A 17147-nucleotide genomic window follows, 5' to 3' on the forward strand; every position below is an offset into this window, starting at 1 on the left:
TTCGTTCTCACGGCACGTCGCCGAGTCGCGCCCGGCCGTCACTCCCGTCCGGACCGGTTGAGCCGGGCCAGATAGGCGTTGTAGGCGTCCAGCTCGGTGTCGCCGCTGCCGCCCTCCCTGGCGGCGCGCGCGTCGGCCCGCCGGTCGGCGCGCCGGGCCGTGCGCTGGTCGTCGCGGTACCACTGGAAGGCCAGGGCGATGAGCACGATCAGCGTGGGGATCTCGCCGAACGCCCAGGCGATGGCGCCGCCGGTGCTCTGGTCGGCCAGGGCGGAGGCGCCCCAGGTGCGGCCGAGCTGGTCGTACCAGTCGCGGGCCAGGGGGACGCCCATGCTCATGAGCGCGATGCCGAAGAACGCGTGGAACGGCATGGTGACGAACAGCAGCAGGAGCCGCCCGACGTGCGGCAGCTTGGTGGGCGCCGGATCCACGCCGATGATCACCCAGAAGAACAGGGAGCCGGTCACCAGGAAGTGCAGGGTCATCGCGATGTGCCCGAGGTGTTCCTCCATGGCCGCGGCGAACAACGGCGTGAAGTACAGGGCGTAGGTCGAGACGACGAAGAGGGCGGTCGCGACGGCGGGGTGGGTGACGACCTTGACGAACCTGCTGTGCAGGATCGTCGTGAGCCACTCACGCGGGCCGCGGTCGCCGCGCCGCGCGGCGGGCTTGAGCGCCCGCAGCGCCAGGGTGACCGGGGCGCCCAGCACCAGGAAGATCGGCACGAGCATGGACAGCACCATGTGCTCGGCCATGTGCACGCTGAACAGCACCGGCGCGTACCGCGCGACACCGCTCTGGGTGGACAGGACGAGCATCAGCACGCCGATGCCCCAGCTCACCGTGCGGCCCACGGGCCAGCGGTCGCCGCGGCGGGCCAGCCGCAGCACGCCCGCCCCGTACAGACCCGCCAGCAGGGCGGCGAGTACCGCGAAGAACAGGTCGAACCACCACAGGGTGAGGAGGTTCGCCACGGAGATCGGCGGGGGCACCAGGTAGCCCAGCAGCTCGAAGGCGCGGTCGACCGGCAGGTCGAGCGGCGGCGGGGCGGTGCGGGAGAGCGCGACGGCGATGCCCATCGTCGCCAGCATGATCATGCCCTCGGTGGCGGCCAGGCGGACGAAGGCGCCCGGCCGGCCGGCGGCCACGGCCGAGAGCGTGCGGGAACGGTGCCGGCGCCCGGCCACGCCGAGCGCGGCGAACGCGGCGATCTTCACCAGGACGATCAGCCCGTAGGAGGTGGTGAACAGCTCGGCGACGGACGTGAGCCGGCTGATGGCGCTGAACACGCCGGACAGGCCGACGCCGATGTAGCACCACAGCGCCATCCGGGAGAAGCGCCGGGCGGCCAGGTCGAGGTGGGGGCCACCGCGCAGGGCGTGCGCGCACAGCAGCAGGAGCCCGCCCACCCACGGCGCGATGACCAGCAGGTGCAGGGCGACGCTGGTGGTGGCCAGCCCGTGGTTGGGCGCGGAGGAGGAGTGGCCGGTGAGCGCCGGGGGCAGCAGTGTCGCCAGCGACAGCACCAGCAGCCCGGCCGCGGCGCCCGCGGTGATCGCGCCGCGCGCGAACAGGGCGATGGCCGTGCCGAACAGCACGACCAGGGTGAGGGCGATGCCCTGCGGCACCTGGCTGGCGTAGCTGGTCAGCTCCTCGCCGGCCAGCACGTCGCCGACCGGGGCGCCGAGGGTCTCGGAGAGGCTGAACACCAGGGTCGAGGCCGCGGCCACCGCCCACAGCAGGCCGGTCCAGGAGGCGGCCCGGGCGTAGGTGAGCGCGGGCGCGCCGAGCAGGCCCTTGTCGCTCGGGAGCAGCGCGGCGGCGAACAGCAGCAGGCCGACCGTCAGCACGCCCGCCGTGTCCATGGCGAGCTTGGACACCGGCAGCGCCCAGCGGGTGAGCATGCCCTCGTCGGGCAGGCCGGGGATGACACGCGGGGTGGCGGCCCCGCCGAGGATCAGCGCGACCGCGAGCGCGACGAGCGCCAGGCACGCTCCCGCGACCGCGAGGCGGGCGGTCTTGCTCACGACTTCTTCCGCAGGCTGAGTGCCACGCCGATGCCGACGCCGGCCAGGCCGAACACCACGATCCACACCCAGCCGGGGATGCCCCCGTCATCTGAGGACTCGTCGGCCACATGGGTCGCGGGAGCGGGCGAGGCGTCCGCGCCGGGGGTCTGCGCGGCCGCGGGCGCGGAGGTGGCCGGCTGCGGCGAGGCCGGATCGGACGCCGCCGAGGACGGAGACGGGGACGGGCTCGTCTCGGGGGCCTTGACGGTGAAGGGGATCTCCCCCTCGACGGGGTGGCCGTCGGTGGAGACGATCCGCCAGGCGATGGTGTACTTCCCGGAGGGCAGCGCGCCGGAGATCTTCTGGGTGACCGTGGGACCGTCCGCCTTGGACTTGCCGTCCTGGTAGTCGCGGCCATCGGCGTCGCGGACGAGCACCACGGGGAAGCGCACCGACTCGGTGAACGTGAGCGTCACCTTGTCGAGGGTCTTGACCGTGGCCCCCTTCTCGGGGTCGCTGCTCTTGAGCGCCGTGTGAGCGAGGGCCGGGGAGGCGGTCACCGCGCCGAACAGCACGGCGAAGACGAGCGCGAGCGCGGCGGCCAGTGGGGAAGTCCTCATAGCCCCACAGGCTACTCAGCCCGGGGCCCGGTCCCCACCGCACATCACCCCCTAGCGCGTCGTGCCGCACCCGCTCTCCCGGCTCGCGGGCGGGAGAGCGGGCACAGATCACGACGTCCCCGGCCGCTCACGGGAGATCCGTGAGCGGCCGGGGACGTCGGCGGGCGCTCCTGGCTCAGAGACCGACGCTGGCGAGCGCGCGCTGGTAGGCGTCGACGCTGGCCGCACCGCCGTCGTCGAGCCGCTCCAGCACCCTGGCCGTCGACAGCCAGCCCTCCGCCGCCTTGCGGGAGTTCGGCGTCTGTTCGAGCGACTGCTCGACCGCCAGCAGCTCCACGGTGGCCTCGGTGGCCTCGTTGAGCAGGAGAAGGGCACTGCTGAGGACCAGCCGTCCCTCGGCCAGCAGCGCGGGGGTGCGCTCGTTGAGCATGTCCCTGCCGCGGCGGGCGTACTCGGCCGCCTTCTTGGCGTTGCCCAGGACGAACTCGGCCTTGGCCAGATAGATCGCCGCGCGCGCCAGGTCGACGGTGCCCGCCGAGGACTCGGCCAGCTCCCGCTCGCCGCGCAGCATCAGGTCGCGGCAGGCCTTGGCCTCCGAGGGACGCGTGCGCAGCAGAAGGACGGCGTACTCCATGCGCAGCCGCGCGAGGTTGCGGGGGTCGCCGGTCTCCGACTGCACGGCGAGCGCACGCTCCACCAAGGAGAGCGCCTCGTCGCCGCGACCGGTCAGGTCGGCGACGACCGCGGCGTTCCAGCAGGCCGCGACGGTGGAGCGGGGAGTGCCGAGCATCTCGGCGGCGGCGAGCAGCTCCGAGGCGAACTGGCGGGCACGAAGCAGGTCTCCGCGCACGATGTAGGCGCCGAGCAGTGTGGCGCCCAGCTCCACGAGACCGTCGTTCCAGGCCGGCCGGTCGGTGCCGAACAGGCTCTCCTCCCCGACCTGAACGGCGGCGGTGAGGTCACCGCGCTCGCGGTAACAGCGCGACAGCGCCACCGCGATGGCGAGCGTCTGGTCGGTGGGCGGCGTCTCGGTGGCCGCCTCGCGCAGCCGCGACAGGACGCTGATCGCCTCGTCGAGGTCACCGCAGGCCTCGCTCGCCAGCGCGTAGCCGTACTCGGCCTGGTGCAGCAGCGAGCGGAGCCCGACCAGACTGCCGTCCTCCAGCAGCTCGGCGTAGCGCTGCCTGGCCTCGGCGACCTCGCCGTTGTTGAGGGCCAGGCTCGCGTAGCCGAGGCGGAGCTCGAGTTCCTGCATCTGCTCGGCCGTCACACCATTGATCAGGTACGTTAGGGAGCATTCGAGCTTGGCGGCCAGCAGTTCCAGCACGGCCGCCGTGGGCGTACGCTTCCCACTCTCGATCAGTGATACATAACTGTCGGAGAGTTCCGGATGTGCCAATTGCGCCTGGGAAAGACCGCGCTGGCGGCGGGTCAATCTGATTCGCTGTCCAATAAGATCTTGACCGCTCACCGGCATCCCCTCAAGATGTAAGTCCCGACTATCCACGCCCGACAGGAGTATGTCTTGCGCCGCCGCCTCGCGCTTCTCGCCTTGGGCCTCGCGGCCTCGGCCGCCCTTGCCCTCGCCGGCAATGGCATGGCCGTTGCCGAATCCCCACTCACTCCCAACGCCCGCGCCGACTTCCTTTGCTGCTGATCCGTCATTTCGGAGCCTGCCAAATCAACTCGCCCGCAAGGCGAGGAAGAAATCCACTCTGTCCGCCATCGACACAAGATCTCGCCCGGTGAGCCCCTCGACCCGCCGGATGCGATAGCGCACCGTGTTCACGTGCACGTGCAGCTTCTCAGCGCACATGTTCCATGACCCGGAGCACTCGAGGAAGACATCCAGCGTACGGACCAGCTCCGACCGGTGCCGCCGATCGTAATCGAACAGCGGCGCGAGGAGGCGGTCGGAGAAGGACCGGCGCACTTCTGCGGGGACTGTGGCGAGCAACAGGGCGTGCGTGTAGATCTCGTCACTGGTCACCACCCCTCCGCCTCGCGCCTCGGCCAGACGCCGCGCATGACCTGCCTCTTCGGCACCCCCCTGGATGCCCGCGGCTCCGGTGAGCCAGGCGCTCACGCCAATGGCCACCCGCGCCCTCGGGATGCCCGCCGAGAGGGCCGTCGCACGGTTCCGCAACGTGTGTACCAATGCTTGCACATACTTCTGCATTTGCCCATGCACTTGCGGATGAAATTGCAGCGACTCGGCAACCGTCCTTACTGAAGCGTCATGATCACGGTCGGACCGCCCTGCCACCTCGGCTCCCTCCGGCCCGGCGCCACCGGGAGAGCGCTCCCTCCCGCGCCCTCCACCGTAGTCGCCGGCTGAGTCCGCGGCCCCCGCCAGTGCCTCCGCCACCCGCAGCGGGACCAGCGCGACGGCGCCGTCCGCCCCCGGCGCGGCCACGACCCGGCGGTCCAGCAGTTCCTCCAGCACCTGGCCCCCCAGTGTGGCCGGGTCCGGCCCGTCGGTGGCACCCGGCCGTGGCACCGCCGCGGTCACCACCGCGTACGGCTCGTCGGCGCCGATGCCGCACGTGCGCAACCGGGCCGCCAGCTCCGCCGTGCTCGCGGCGCCCGACATGGCCAGGCCGATCAGCTCCTCGGCCAGCCGCCGCTCCACCCGGCGCCCCTCCTCGGTGCGCCCCCGGTGCAGCGCGACGCACGCCGCCAGCTCGAAGCCGGTGTCGGCGTGACCGAGCAGGTCGGAACTCAGGGCCAGCGCCCAGCCGGCCGCCCGGTGCGACCGGTCCACGGCGAACAGCGTGAACGTCCCGCCCGGGGTGCGCACCAGGTGGGGCAGCCGGGTGGCCGACAGGAACTCGCGGGCCAGCAGCGCGGGCAGTTCCCCCTCCAGCCGTCCGGCGACGACGGCGCCGCTCGCCGACACCACCGCCCCGGTGAGCCCCAGCTCCTGGGCGATCACCGCGAACAGCTCCTCCAGCCCGGTGCCCTCGGCGATGGCGGCGACGATGCGGCGGTGCCTGCCGAGCGCCCCGCGCGGATCGCCGGACGCGCCGCCCGCCCGTGCCTGGACGATCTCGGTCAGCGTGCGGAAGGACACCTCGACCGGGACGTCCAGCAGCGGCAGGTCGTGCTCCAGGCACGCCTCCACCAGGTCCGCGGGCACGTGGCCGAGCAGCGCCCGCCCGGCGCCCAGGGCCGCGACCCCCGCCGTGGCGAGCGCCGTGACGAACCGCCGCGAGTCCTCCGGGCCCCGCCGCCACATCAGCCCGGTGAGCACCAGCTCTCCCCCGGACAGATAGCGGCCGGGATCGGGCAGGTCGGTGATGTGCGCTCCGGTGAACCGCCGCTCCAGATGCCGCTCGTCGGACAGCAGGCTGAGACCGAGCCGGTCGATGGCTATGAGATCACGTATCCGCACTTGTCCAGGCTAACCAGTCGATTTGGACGAACCTCCAATCCATCGCGCGGCCCGCGCCCGGCGTTTCACCCGCACGCCAATTGGCCGTCCCGGGCTCGGCTGATGTACTGCAGGTGTGACCCAGACCGCACGCGGCACCGGCAGTGACCTCGGCGTCGGCGCCGGCGTCCCCCGGCCGGACGGCCTGCTCAAGGTGACCGGGGAGTTCGCCTACTCCTCCGACCTGTACCTGGCGGACATGCTGTGGGGCGCCACGCTGCGCAGCCCGCACCCCTCCGCCTGGATCCGCGCCGTGGACGTCGGCCCCGCGCTGGCGATGCCCGGCGTCCACGCCGTGCTCACCCACGAGGACGTCCCGGGCGAGCGGTTCTACGGCCTGGAGCACAAGGACCAGCCGGTGCTCGCCATCGACCAGGTCCGCTACCAGGGAGAACCGGTGGCGATCGTCGCCGCCGACCACCCGGAGACCGCGCGGCGCGCGGCGGACGCCATCGTCGTGACCTACGAGCCGCGCGAGGCCGTCACCGACCCGCGCCGCGCCCTGTTCGACCCCGGCTGCCCGAAGGTGGGGCCCGAGGGCAACCTGGTGCGCCACCAGCCGGTGCGCGTCGGAACCGTGCCGCCCACCGCCGAGGTCGTGGTCACCGGCGAGTACGAGGTCGGCATGCAGGACCAGGCGTTCCTCGGCCCGGAGTCGGGCCTGGCCGTCCCGGCCGAGGACGGCGGCGTCGAGTTGTTCGTGGCGACCCAGTGGCTGCACGTCGACCAGGACCAGATCGCCCCGTGCCTGGGCCTGCCCAAGGACAAGGTGCGGCTGGCCCTGGCCGGCGTCGGCGGGGCGTTCGGCGCCCGCGAGGACCTGTCCATGCAGGTGCACGCCTGCATGCTCGCCCTGCGCACCGGACGGCCGGTCAAGTTCGTCTACGGCCGGGAGGAGTCGTTCTTCGGCCACGTGCACCGGCACCCCGCGCGGATGCGGTACGAGCACGGCGCCACCCGCGAGGGCAGGCTGGTGTACGTCAAGGCCGAGATCGTGCTGGACGGCGGGGCGTACCGCTCCTCCTCGCCGGCCGTCGTCGGCAACGCCGCCTCGCTGGGCGTCGGCCCGTACGAGGTGGACAACATCCACATCGACGCCTACGGCGCCTACACCAACAACCCGCCGTGCGGGGCGATGCGCGGCTTCGGCGCGGTGCAGGCGTGCTACGCCTATGAGTCCCAGATGGACCGGCTCGCCGAGGCGTGCGGGCTCGACCCGGTCGAGATCCGGGTGCGCAACGCGGTCTCGCAGGGGTCGCGCATGGCGACCGGCCAGGTCATCGACTCCCCGGCGCCGCTCGCCGGGATGCTGCGCGAGCTCGCCGCCATGCCGCTGCCCGGCTCCTCCTGCTCGCCCGACCTGCGCGCGCTGCCCGGCGGGGTGGCCCAGACGACGCACGGCGAGGGAGTGCGGCGCGGTGTCGGGTACGGCGTCGGGATCAAGAACATCTGCTTCTCCGAGGGCTTCGACGACTACTCGACGGCCCGGGTGCGGGTGGAGCTGCTCGGCGACGAGCCGCACATCCTCGTGCACACGGCCGCGGCCGAGGTCGGGCAGGGCCTGGTCACCGTGCAGGCACAGATCGCCCGCACCGAGCTGGCCGAGCTGGCGGACCTCGGTGCGGCCCGGGTGACCGTCGCGCCGGCCGACACCTCGGTCGGCTCGGCCGGTTCAAGCTCGGCGTCCCGGCAGTCCTACGTCACCGGCGGCGCGGTGCGCGCGGCGTGCGTGGCGGTGCGCGAGCGCCTGGCCGCGCTGCGCGCCGAGCACCCCGGTCTCGGGCCGGCGGAACTGCTGCGCGCGCACGGCCCGGTCGAGGAGACCCGCGAGTACCGGCACCGGCCGACCCACCCGATGGACCCGCTGACCGGGCAGGGCGACTCCCACGTGCAGCTCGCGCTGTGCGTCCACCGGGCGGTCGTGGACGTGGACGTCGACCTCGGCCTGGTCAAGGTCGTCGAGCTGGCGGCCGTACAGGACGTCGGCAAGATCCTCAACCCGCCGGCGCTGGAGGGGCAGATCCACGGCGGCTCGGCACAGGGCCTCGGGCTCGCGCTGATGGAGGAGATTCAGGTGCGCGACGGCCGGGTGCTCAACCCGTCGTTCACCGACTACCTCATCCCGACGATCCTCGACATGCCCCCGATGCGGCTGTCGATCCTGGAGAACCCCGACCCGGCCGCGCCGTACGGCCTGCGCGGCGCGGGTGAGCCGCCCACGTTGTCCTCCACGCCGGCGATCGCCGCGGCGGTCCGCGCCGCCAGCGGGCTGGCGCTCCCGAGGGTCCCGATCCGCCCGCAGGACATCGCCCTCGCCCCGGCGGCGCCGGCCCGGTAGCGGCCTGCGTCCCGGCCGAGCGCCGCCGGGCAGCGGCGCGGCCGGCCGATGCGTCAGGTGATGTCGCCGCGCTCGCAGGCGACGCCGTCCTTGTCCCCGTCGACGTACCACTCGTACTCGGGGTGCACGCCCTTGGTGTAGGGGCCGTAGTTCGCCGCGTGCGCCTGCTTGCAGCTCGCGAACCGCGGGTCGGGGGTGCGCCCGGCGTTGCGCACCGCCGCGGCGGTGGGCCGGGGTGCAGCGGTCGGGCCGCCCTGACCGCCTTGCGCCCCCTGCCCGCCCTGGCCGCCTTGCCCGCCCTGGCCGCCCTGGCCGCTCTGGTTGCTCTGGTTGCTCTGGTTGCTCGCGGGCGAGCCGGTGGTGCCGGTGGCGCCGCTGCCGGGTGGCACCAGAGGCACGGAGCCGGGCTGGGACGGTGAGGCGCCGGACGGGGTGGGGGCTCCCGAGCCGCCGGGCGGGCAGTCGGCGGCGCCGCTGCCGTTCGTCCCCCCGGTGCCGGGGTCGCCTACGGTGCCCCCAGTGCCCGGGTTCGTCCCGCCGGTGCCGGGGTTCCCATTGGTCCCGCCGGTGCCGGGGTTCCCGTTCGTCGCGCCGCTGCCGGGGTTCTCGATGGTCCCGGTGCCGGAGTTCCCGCTGGTGCCTCCCGTGCCAGGGTTCCCACTGGTGCCGCCGGTGCCGGAGTTCCCACCGGTCCCGGTGCCCGAGTCGCCGGAGGTGCCGGTACCGGGATTCGTGCCGGTACCGGGGTCAGTGCCGGTGCCCGGATTGGTGCCGGTGCCCGGATTCCCGGGGTCGCCCGTGGTCCCCGTGCCGGGCGGGCAGGTGGAGCCGGTCGTGGCGCCGGGCGGGGTGGCGCCGGTGACCGGGGCCGAGCCGCCGAGCAGGCGGGTCACCAGCGCCTCGGCGGTCTCCTTGCTCAGGCCCGCGATGCTGAGGCTGTCCTCGGTCATCGGCTGCGCGACCCGCGGCGCGGCCACGACCTTGTCGCTCACCACGATGGCGAGTTGCTGTTCGAGAGTGTCCTTGATCAGGTCGGCGAGCCTCGCCCGGCCCTCGGGACCGGGCACGATGCGCACCGAGTAGGTGCCGTCCTTGTCGGCGACCGCGCCGATCCGCACCACGGTGGCGACCGTGACGCCGCGCGCGACCTGGTAGCAGGTGGTGCCGGCGTCGTCCAGCACGGCCTCCGCGCCGGGGCAGGGCGCGGCCCGCACCCCGGTGACCGGGGCGAAGTGGATCGGCGTGGCCAGGCGGCTCGGCGGGGCCGCACCGAGGGGCAGGTCGGGCTGCCGGGTCATGAGCACGGCGATCGTGCCCAGGACACCGCTGACCAGGATCGCCACGACCAGCCCGGCGAACAGGGCGATGGTGGTGCCGCGGGCGGCGCGCGGGGGCCCATCAGGGGCGGCGGGGCCCGGAGGCGTTCCGCCGGGGCCGGGCGGCACGCCCGGATCGGCCGGTTCCCCGGGGCCGCCGGGCGTTCCCGGAAGGACGGGCGGCTCGTCGCCGGGCACGGGGTCGCCGGTCACGGCCCTGGGGCGCTCGCCGCCGGCGGCCGGCTCGTCCGGCCCGAAGCTCAGCTCCTCGGTCGCGCCGTACCCCTGCTCCTCGGCACCGGGCAGCGGCTCGTGCGGGGTGCGCCCCGAAAGGTCTGCGCTCGGCGGCCGGCCACCGGGGTCGAGCCGCGGGGAGTCGGGAAGCCCCGGCAGGGCTCCGGCCCGATCATCGTGATCGCCGGCCGCCGGACGGTTACGCATCCTCACCCCTTTGACATCACCTCAGCCTCCGGGGCGGTGCTCCCGCCCGGGATGTTCGGTGACCGACATCGCTCGGCCGAGCCTACCGAGGGCGGGGCGTACGAGCTAACCGCGGGACGGACCTCCCGGAGGGGGGCCTACGCTGAACATATCTCTACAAAGCGTCATATATGTGGATCAATCACCCATCCCGCTCCGTGATCTGACGGAAAGAGCCGGTGAGCCGGGCGCCGTCCCGGGCAGTCGCTCAGCGGGGATCGGCGCGGCGGACGACCGCGCGCCAGGTGGAGCCGGGAGGACGGCCGGTCGCGGCGCACAGCAGGGGCAGCCCGCTGCCCCGGGCGGAAGGAGGATCACATGAAGGTCGGAGTACCCCGCGAGGTGAAGGACCAGGAGCACCGCGTCGCCCTCACCCCCGCGGGGGCCAACGAACTGGTGAGTCACGGGCACGAGGTCTTCGTGGAGCGGGGCGCGGGGGCGGGCTCCTCCATCCGGGACGAGGACTTCCAGGCGGCCGGCGCGGTGATCCTCGGCTCCGCGCAGGAGGTCTGGCACGACAGCGACATGATCCTCAAGGTCAAGGAGCCGATCGCCTCCGAGTATCCGCTCATGCGCGAGGGACAGGTCCTGTTCACCTATCTCCATCTCGCGGCGTCCCGCAAGCTGACGCTGGCGGTGCTGGAGTCCGGGGTGACCGCCATCGCCTACGAGACCGTGCAGACCCCGGGCGGGGCGCTTCCCCTGCTCGCGCCGATGTCGGAGGTGGCGGGACGGCTCGCGCCGCAGGTCGGCGCGTACCACCTGATGCGGCAGGGCGGCGGGCGCGGGGTGCTCATGGGCGGCGTGCCGGGCGTCTACCCCGCCAAGGTGGTGGTGCTGGGCGCCGGGGTGACCGGGGTGAACGCCGCGGCGATCGCCCTCGGCATGCAGGCGCAGGTGCTGCTGCTGGACAAGAACATCGACCGGCTCCGCCAGGTGGACTCGATCTACCAGGGGCACCTGCGGACCGTCGCGTCCAACAGCTACGAGATCGAGCGTGCCGTCCTGGACGCCGACCTGGTGATCGGCGCGGTGCTGGTGCCCGGGGCCAAGGCGCCGAAGCTGGTCACCAACGAGATGGTCGCCCGGATGAAGGAGGGCTCGGTGCTGGTCGACATCTCCATCGACCAGGGCGGGGCGTTCGAGGACTCCCGGCCGACCACCCACGCCCACCCGACCTACCAGGTGCACGACTCGGTGTTCTACTGCGTGGCCAACATGCCGGGGGCCGTGCCGCACACCTCGACGTACGCGCTGACCAACGTGACCGTCCCGTACGCGCTGGCGATCGCCGACAAGGGCTGGCGGGAGGCGTTGCGCGAGGATCCGGCGCTGGCCCTCGGGCTCAACGCGCACGCGGGCGTGCTCACCAGCCGCCCGGTCGGCGAGGCGCACGCCCTGGATGCGGTCGACCCGGCCGAGGTCCTTTGAACAGCGCCGCCGGAGACGCCGCCGGCCGGGGAGGGTTCCCTCCCCGGCCGGGACGAGATGACGGGCCGCGCCGTCAGGAGGTCGGCATCGCCGACGGTTCGGCCGAGCCGCTCGGCGCCGAGGACGGCGCGGTGGCGGGCAGCGGGTTGTCGGCGGCGAGCTTGTCGGTGGCGCCCTCACCGGAGCAGGTGGCGCCGTACTCGGGCGTGGTCTTCGGGTTCTGCTTGTACTTGGAGATGTAGCGCGGCAGGCGCGGGTCGTCGACGCCCTGCAGGACGAGCTGGTTGTTCCAGGAGCTGACCACGACCGGGGCCGGCAGCCCGGGGAACGGGCTCAGCAGGATGTAGTCGGAGGTGACCAGCGCCTTGAGCTTGTCCACCTGGGCCTTGGGCAGGTCGGGCCGGTAGGTGATCCAGACCGCGCCGTGCTCCATGGAGTGGACCGCGTTCTCGGAGTTGATCGGCGCGTCGTAGGTGCCGCACCGCTGCCAGCTCGGGTTGTGCTCGCCGCCCACCGGCGGGGCCTCGACGTACTTGACCTTGGCGGCCGTGTGCTGAGAGGCCTTGTAGGCGAAGGTCTTGACCCCGCCCAGCGAGGTCGCGTTGTTCTCCCTGATGACGTAGAAGCCGACCAGCCCGATCACGAGGACGATGACGAAGCCGCCGACACCCCACATCAGCATCGCCGTGCGCCGTTCCTTGCGCTTCTGCGCGGCGCGCAGCTGGGCGAGATGCTCTCGCCGGGCCTGCGTCCTCTCCTTGGCCATCGCGACTCCTTCAGCGGCTGTCTAAGGACATGTACGGTCAAGCTGCCATTACTTATGTGGAGGATAGTGGGTAGGTAATAACGTTTGCGTTCAACGTCCTGGACGATCCCCAACTCATGGCTGGCAATGGTCAACTCACGCTTCCGCCTGGTCCTCGTCGCGCTGGTCACCTGCGCGGTGACGGCCGCCGTCACGTTCCTGATCTTCGGTAGGTCCGCACCCCCGGGCGACGCCTCCCCCGAGGCCGGTTTCGCCCGTGACATGGCCGTTCACCATGCTCAGGCGGTGGAGATGAGCTTCACCGTCCGCGACCAGACCACCGATCCGGCGATCCGCGGGCTCACCTACGACATCATCACGACGCAGACGGCGCAGCGTGGAATTTTCATGGGCTGGCTGCAGCAGTGGGGCCTGCCGCAGACCGGCGACCGGCCGTCCATGGCCTGGATGGCGGGCCACGGCGGGCACGGCGGCAGCGCGTCCACCACGGCACCGGCGGCGACCGGCGACGCCGCGATGCCCGGCATGGCCACACCCGAGGAGCTCAAGGAGCTGGCCGGCGCCAAGGGCAAGGACGCCGAGGTCATGTTCCTGCGGCTGATGATCCGCCACCACCGCGGCGGCGTGGACATGGCCAAGGCGGCGCTGAAGCTCACCGCCCGTGACGAGGTGCGCACGATGGCGCAGCACATCGTGGACACCCAGGACGGCGAGATCGCCTACATGACCGACCTGCTCGCCAAGCGCGACGCCGCACCCTGACTCCGGCCGGCGGCGACCGGGGCCGCGCGCCGCCGGGTGACCGCGGCGCGCTCCGGCCCGCGGACGTCAGGCCGGGGGACGGGTCAGCGGCCCATCTCCTCGGCCACGGCGGCGGCGAAGGCGTCCACGTCGGCCTCGGTGGTGTCGAAGGCGGTCATCCAGCGGACCTCGCCGGTGGCCTCGTTCCAGGTGTAGAAGCGGAACCGCTTGCGCACGCGGTCGGCCACCTCGCCGGGCAGGACGGCGAAGACGGCGTTGGCCTCGACCGGCCGGGTCAGGGTGACGCCGGGGATGTCGCGCACGGCGGCGGCCAGGCGTGCGGCCATCGCATTGGCGGCGCGCGCGTTGCGCAGCCACAGGTCCCCGGCGAGCAGCGCCTCGAACTGGGCCGAGACGAACCGCATCTTCGAGGCGAGCTGCATGGAGCTCTTCCTGAGGTAGACCAGGCCGCGGACGGCCGAGGGGGTGAGCACGACGATGGCCTCGCCGAACATCAGCCCGCTCTTGGTGCCGCCGAAGGACAGCACGTCCACCCCGGCGTCGCTGGTCAGGGCGCGCAGCGGCACGTCCAGCGCCGCGGCGGCGTTGGCCAGGCGCGAGCCGTCCATGTGCAGCAGCAGGCCGAGCTCGCGGCAGTGCGCCGCGATGGCCGAGATCTGCTCGGGGGTGTAGACCGTGCCGAGCTCGGTGCTCTGGCTGATCGTCACGACCTTCGGCTGGGCGCGGTGCTCGTCCCCGAAGCCCCACGCCTGGCGGTCGATCAGCTCGGGGGTGAGCCTGCCGTCGGGGGTGGGCACGGTGAGGAGCTTCAGCCCGCCGCTGCGCTCGGGCGCGCCGCCCTCGTCGGTGTTGACGTGCGCGCTCTCGGCGCAGATCACCGCCTCCCAGGGCGTGGTCATCGCCCGCAGCCCGACGACGTTGGCGCCGGTGCCGTTGAAGACCGGCCACGCCTGGGCGCCGGGCCCGAAGTGCCGCTGGAAGATCTCTTGGAGCGCCTCGGTGTAGACGTCCTCACCGTAGGCGATCTGGTGGCCGCCGTTGGCCAGGGCCAGCGCCTGCAGGACCTCCGGGTGCACCCCCGCGTAGTTGTCGCTGGCGAACCCCTTGACCGCCGGGTCGTGCCGGCGCCGCGCCTGCGTCGCCGTCCGACCTTCGTCCCGCTCGTGGCTCACGTGCCCCGCTCCCCCGTCCTGTTCCCCGCGCACGCCGCTCGCGGGCGTGCCGATCGCGTCGCCGCCGGTCACCCCGTGAGGTCCAGGCGCACGCCGTTGACCTCGGCGGCCGGACGGTCCCACAGCGCGGCGACGGCGGCGGCGAGGTCGGCGACGTCGGTGAACCCCGGGAACGCGCGCTCCGGGCTCGCGGCGCGCATCTCGTCGTTGACCAGCGCCTTGATCACCAGGATCGTGGCGGCGCTGCGGGTGTCGCGCAGCGCGTCGGCCAGGGCGAGCGTCCACGCCTCGGCCGCGGCCTTGGCTGCGGCGTAGGCGGCGCCGCCCTGGGTGGGCGCCTGGGCCGCCTTGGCCGAGACGATGGCGAACCGGCCGTCCTCGCTGTCGCGCAGTAGCGGCTCGAAGGCCAGCGTGACGTTCTGCAGCGTGCGGATCAGCAGCACGTGCAGGGCGTCCCAGTCGGCCAGGTCGGTGCTCGCGAAGGTCTTGCCGCCCCGCCAGCCGCCGACGAGGTGCACGACCCCGTCGACGTGGCCGTGCTCGCGCTTGATCTCGGCGGCGACCTGGCGCACGGCCTCGAGGTCGGTCAGGTCGACGGCGAGCACGCCGTCGGCGGCGTGCCGGGCCAGGCCGATCACGGTGTCGCCGCGCGCGGCCAGCCGCTCGGTGACCGCGCGCCCGGTGGGGCCGCCCGCTCCCGCGACCACCACGACCCGGCCCGTCGTCGCGCCCTTGCCGCCGTCGCTCACGCGCGGATTCCCTTCGTCGCCTCGATGACTCCGGAAAGCTTACGCCGCAGGGCTTCGTAGAACATGCTCAGGGGGAACTCGTCGGGCAGCACCGCGTCCACCACCGCCTTGGGGAATCCCTCCACCGGCAGGGCGTCGGCCCCGCGGTTCCACACCGAGGCGGGGTGCGGGGCGACGTAGGAGGCCACCAGCCGGTGCGCGGCCAGCCAGTGCGCCAGCTTGGCGCGGTCGATGCCGTCCCGGTACAGCTTCTCCACCTCGCCGCGCAGGTCGGCGACGCAGCCGGCGACCCGGTCCCAGTCGATGGACAGCCGGTTGTCGGTCCAGCGGATCACGTCGTTGCGGTGCAGGTAGGCGAACAGGAGCTGGCCGCCGAGACCGTCGTAGTTGCGCACCCGCTCGCCGGTGATCGGGAAGCGGAACAGCCGGTCGAACAGCACGGCGTACTGGACGTAGCGGGCGTGCGGCACGCCCTGCTCCTCCAGCGCGACCGCCTCGCCGAACGCGGTCAGGTCGCAGCGCAGCTCCTCCAGGGAGTACAGCCAGTACGGCATGCGCTGCTTGATCATGAACGGGTCGAAGGGCAGGTCGCCGTGGCTGTGGGTGCGGTCGTGGACGAGGTCCCACAGTACGAAGGTGTCCTGGGCGAGCTCCTGGCTCGACAGCAGGCGGGCGGCGTCCGGCGGGAGGGCGAGCTTGAGGATGTCGGCGGCGGCGCGGCTGACGCTGCGGAACCGGGCGGCCTCGCGGTCGCAGAAGATCGCGCCCCAGGTGAAGCGCGGCGGGGTCTCGCGCACCGCGACCGTCTCGGGGAACAGCACGGCGCTGTTGGTGTCGTACCCGGCGGTGAAGTCGACGAAGGTGATCGGCACGAACATCGGGTTGTCGTACCGGTCGCGCTCCAGCTCGGCCAGCCAGCCGGGCCAGACGGTACGGATCCAGACGGCCTCCAGGTTGCGCGCCGGGTTGCCGTTCTGGGTGTACATCGGGAAGACGACCAGGTGCTCCAGCCCGTCGATCCGCTGGGTGTCGGGGTGGAAGGCGTTCAGCGAGTCGAGGAAGTCGGGCACGCCGAATCCTGTGGCCTGCCATTTGCGCAGGTCGGTGACGACGGCGGCGAGGTAGTCGCGGTCGTGCGGGAAGCGGTGCGCGAGAGCCTCGACGGCGGCGGCGACCCGGTCGACGATGGGCGAGGCGGCCGCGGCGTCGGCGACCGAGCCGTCCTTGGCGGTGAGCGGGCGCAGCTGTTCGACGGCGGCCTTCAGCGTGGCGAACGCGGCGTCCGGAGTGCGCCCGCCTGCGACGGCGGCCGGGACGCGGGCGGCCCAGGTGACGACGTTGCCCCACAGGCGGGCGTGCCGCAGGTCGTCGATGGAGTCGTCGCCGAACAGGTCGGAGTCGGCGAAGACCACGACCCGGCCCTCGCCGTGGCGCAGGGCCAGGGCCAGGGCGCGCCCGGCCGGGTCGGCCGTGGCGGAGGTCTCGAACAGGACGGTCGCGCCGGGCGGCGGGGTGAGCACACCGGCCCGGTAGAAGCAGGCTTCGCGGGCGCCCGCGGTCAGGTCGTCCGCCGAGCCGGGGACCGGCCGGCCGAGCACCCAGGTGGCCACGCCGTTGAAGCGGGCGCCCGGGTCCTGCACGGTGGTGTGCTCGATGCCGACGCCGAAGCGGGCCAGCAGTTCGGCGAGGTTGTTGCCGTACTTCTCCTGCTCGCACTCGGCGAGCACGATCAGGCCGCCGCCCTCGGCGACGTAGCGCTCGATGGCGTCGATCTCCTCGGTGGGCAGGACCGGGCTGCCGAGCCCGGTGGTGCGCTCCCAGCGGTCGGCGGAGGGGTGCGCGATGACGAAGACGTCGTAGGCGTTCAGCACGGCCGAGGTGATCGGGCCCTCGGTGTGCGCGGTGACGGTGTGGCCGAGACCGCACAGGACCTGCGCGGCGCGGGCGTAGCTGTTGTCGTCGGGGTGCGCCGGGTTGATCGCCTCGGCGACCTCGCGGCGGATCGTCCAGGACTCGCTGTGCGCCTCGTCGAACAGCACTCGCGGAAAGGCCCTCATACCGCCACATCCCT

The 17147-nt window shown here is 73.1% G+C and carries 12 protein-coding genes; 3 read left to right on the top strand and 9 right to left on the bottom strand.

All coding sequences use genetic code 11. The features are described from left to right. Positions 1-38: 38 nt before the first annotated feature. The 4 genes from IEY93_RS16810 to IEY93_RS38230 form a co-directional block, all read right to left on the bottom strand. Positions 39-2027, bottom strand: a complete 1989-nt coding sequence (locus tag IEY93_RS16810) for a bifunctional copper resistance protein CopD/cytochrome c oxidase assembly protein (RefSeq protein ID WP_189164004.1) — start codon at positions 2025-2027, stop codon at positions 39-41. Beyond that, positions 2024-2629, bottom strand: coding sequence for a copper resistance CopC family protein (locus IEY93_RS16815; protein ID WP_189164005.1), 606 nt, complete (start codon positions 2627-2629; stop codon positions 2024-2026). Before IEY93_RS16815 ends, IEY93_RS16810 begins: the two co-directional genes overlap by 4 nt. A gap of 175 nt (positions 2630-2804) precedes the next feature. Then, entirely contained in the window at positions 2805-4106 is a 1302-nt protein-coding gene (locus IEY93_RS16820) for a helix-turn-helix domain-containing protein (protein ID WP_229691207.1), read from the bottom strand. A 204-nt stretch (positions 4107-4310) separates the two neighbouring features. Further along, positions 4311-6023, bottom strand: a complete 1713-nt coding sequence (locus IEY93_RS38230) for a PucR family transcriptional regulator (protein ID WP_229691208.1) — start codon at positions 6021-6023, stop codon at positions 4311-4313. A gap of 115 nt (positions 6024-6138) precedes the next feature. Here IEY93_RS38230 and IEY93_RS16835 point away from each other — a divergent pair, with 115 nt between their 5' ends. Then, positions 6139-8400 (top strand): xanthine dehydrogenase family protein molybdopterin-binding subunit, encoded by a 2262-nt coding sequence (locus IEY93_RS16835; RefSeq protein ID WP_189164007.1) that lies wholly within the window; start codon positions 6139-6141, stop codon positions 8398-8400. A 53-nt stretch (positions 8401-8453) separates the two neighbouring features. Here IEY93_RS16835 and IEY93_RS16840 read toward each other — a convergent pair whose 3' ends face one another. Continuing rightward, entirely contained in the window at positions 8454-10157 is a 1704-nt protein-coding gene (locus tag IEY93_RS16840; RefSeq protein WP_189164008.1) for an excalibur calcium-binding domain-containing protein, read from the bottom strand. Between the two features lie 357 nt (positions 10158-10514). Here IEY93_RS16840 and ald point away from each other — a divergent pair, with 357 nt between their 5' ends. Next, the gene (gene ald / locus IEY93_RS16845; RefSeq protein WP_189164009.1) at positions 10515-11627 is read left to right on the top strand and encodes an alanine dehydrogenase; all 1113 of its coding nucleotides are present in this window, start codon (positions 10515-10517) and stop codon (positions 11625-11627) included. 73 nt (positions 11628-11700) lie between these two features. Here ald and IEY93_RS16850 read toward each other — a convergent pair whose 3' ends face one another. Further along, positions 11701-12393: a thioredoxin-like domain-containing protein gene (locus IEY93_RS16850; protein WP_189164010.1), complete on the bottom strand. Its 693-nt coding sequence runs from the start codon at positions 12391-12393 to the stop codon at positions 11701-11703. A gap of 126 nt (positions 12394-12519) precedes the next feature. Between IEY93_RS16850 and IEY93_RS16855 the strand changes: the two genes are divergently transcribed. Beyond that, positions 12520-13155 (top strand): DUF305 domain-containing protein, encoded by a 636-nt coding sequence (locus IEY93_RS16855; RefSeq protein ID WP_189164011.1) that lies wholly within the window; start codon positions 12520-12522, stop codon positions 13153-13155. Positions 13156-13238: 83 nt separating this feature from the next. Here the strand turns inward: IEY93_RS16855 and IEY93_RS16860 are convergent, their stop codons facing one another. From IEY93_RS16860 to IEY93_RS16870, 3 genes are all read right to left on the bottom strand, one after another. After that, positions 13239-14327 carry a threonine aldolase family protein gene (locus IEY93_RS16860; protein ID WP_189164059.1) on the bottom strand — a complete coding sequence of 363 codons (1089 nt, stop codon included), beginning with the start codon at positions 14325-14327 and terminating at the stop codon, positions 13239-13241. Positions 14328-14395: 68 nt separating this feature from the next. Continuing rightward, a complete protein-coding gene (locus tag IEY93_RS16865; protein WP_189164012.1) occupies positions 14396-15076 on the bottom strand; it encodes an SDR family NAD(P)-dependent oxidoreductase in 681 nt (226 codons plus the stop codon). Next, a complete protein-coding gene (locus IEY93_RS16870; protein WP_189164013.1) occupies positions 15073-17133 on the bottom strand; it encodes a DUF6421 family protein in 2061 nt (686 codons plus the stop codon). The genes IEY93_RS16865 and IEY93_RS16870 overlap by 4 nt, the downstream gene beginning before the upstream one ends. Positions 17134-17147 lie beyond the last annotated feature (14 nt).

This window comes from Sphaerisporangium melleum (genome assembly GCF_014646695.1).
GTDB lineage: Bacteria > Actinomycetota > Actinomycetes > Streptosporangiales > Streptosporangiaceae > Sphaerisporangium > Sphaerisporangium melleum.

Coding starts and splice junctions, on each gene's coding strand:
- IEY93_RS16815 (WP_189164005.1), bottom strand. CDS start 2,629: ATGAGGACTTCCCCACTGGCCGCCGCGCTCGCGCTCGTCTTCGCCGTG.
- IEY93_RS16820 (WP_229691207.1), bottom strand. CDS start 4,106: ATGCCGGTGAGCGGTCAAGATCTTATTGGACAGCGAATCAGATTGACC.
- IEY93_RS16840 (WP_189164008.1), bottom strand. CDS start 10,157: ATGCGTAACCGTCCGGCGGCCGGCGATCACGATGATCGGGCCGGAGCC.
- ald (WP_189164009.1), top strand. CDS start 10,515: ATGAAGGTCGGAGTACCCCGCGAGGTGAAGGACCAGGAGCACCGCGTC.
- IEY93_RS16850 (WP_189164010.1), bottom strand. CDS start 12,393: ATGGCCAAGGAGAGGACGCAGGCCCGGCGAGAGCATCTCGCCCAGCTG.
- IEY93_RS16855 (WP_189164011.1), top strand. CDS start 12,520: ATGGTCAACTCACGCTTCCGCCTGGTCCTCGTCGCGCTGGTCACCTGC.
- IEY93_RS16870 (WP_189164013.1), bottom strand. CDS start 17,133: ATGAGGGCCTTTCCGCGAGTGCTGTTCGACGAGGCGCACAGCGAGTCC.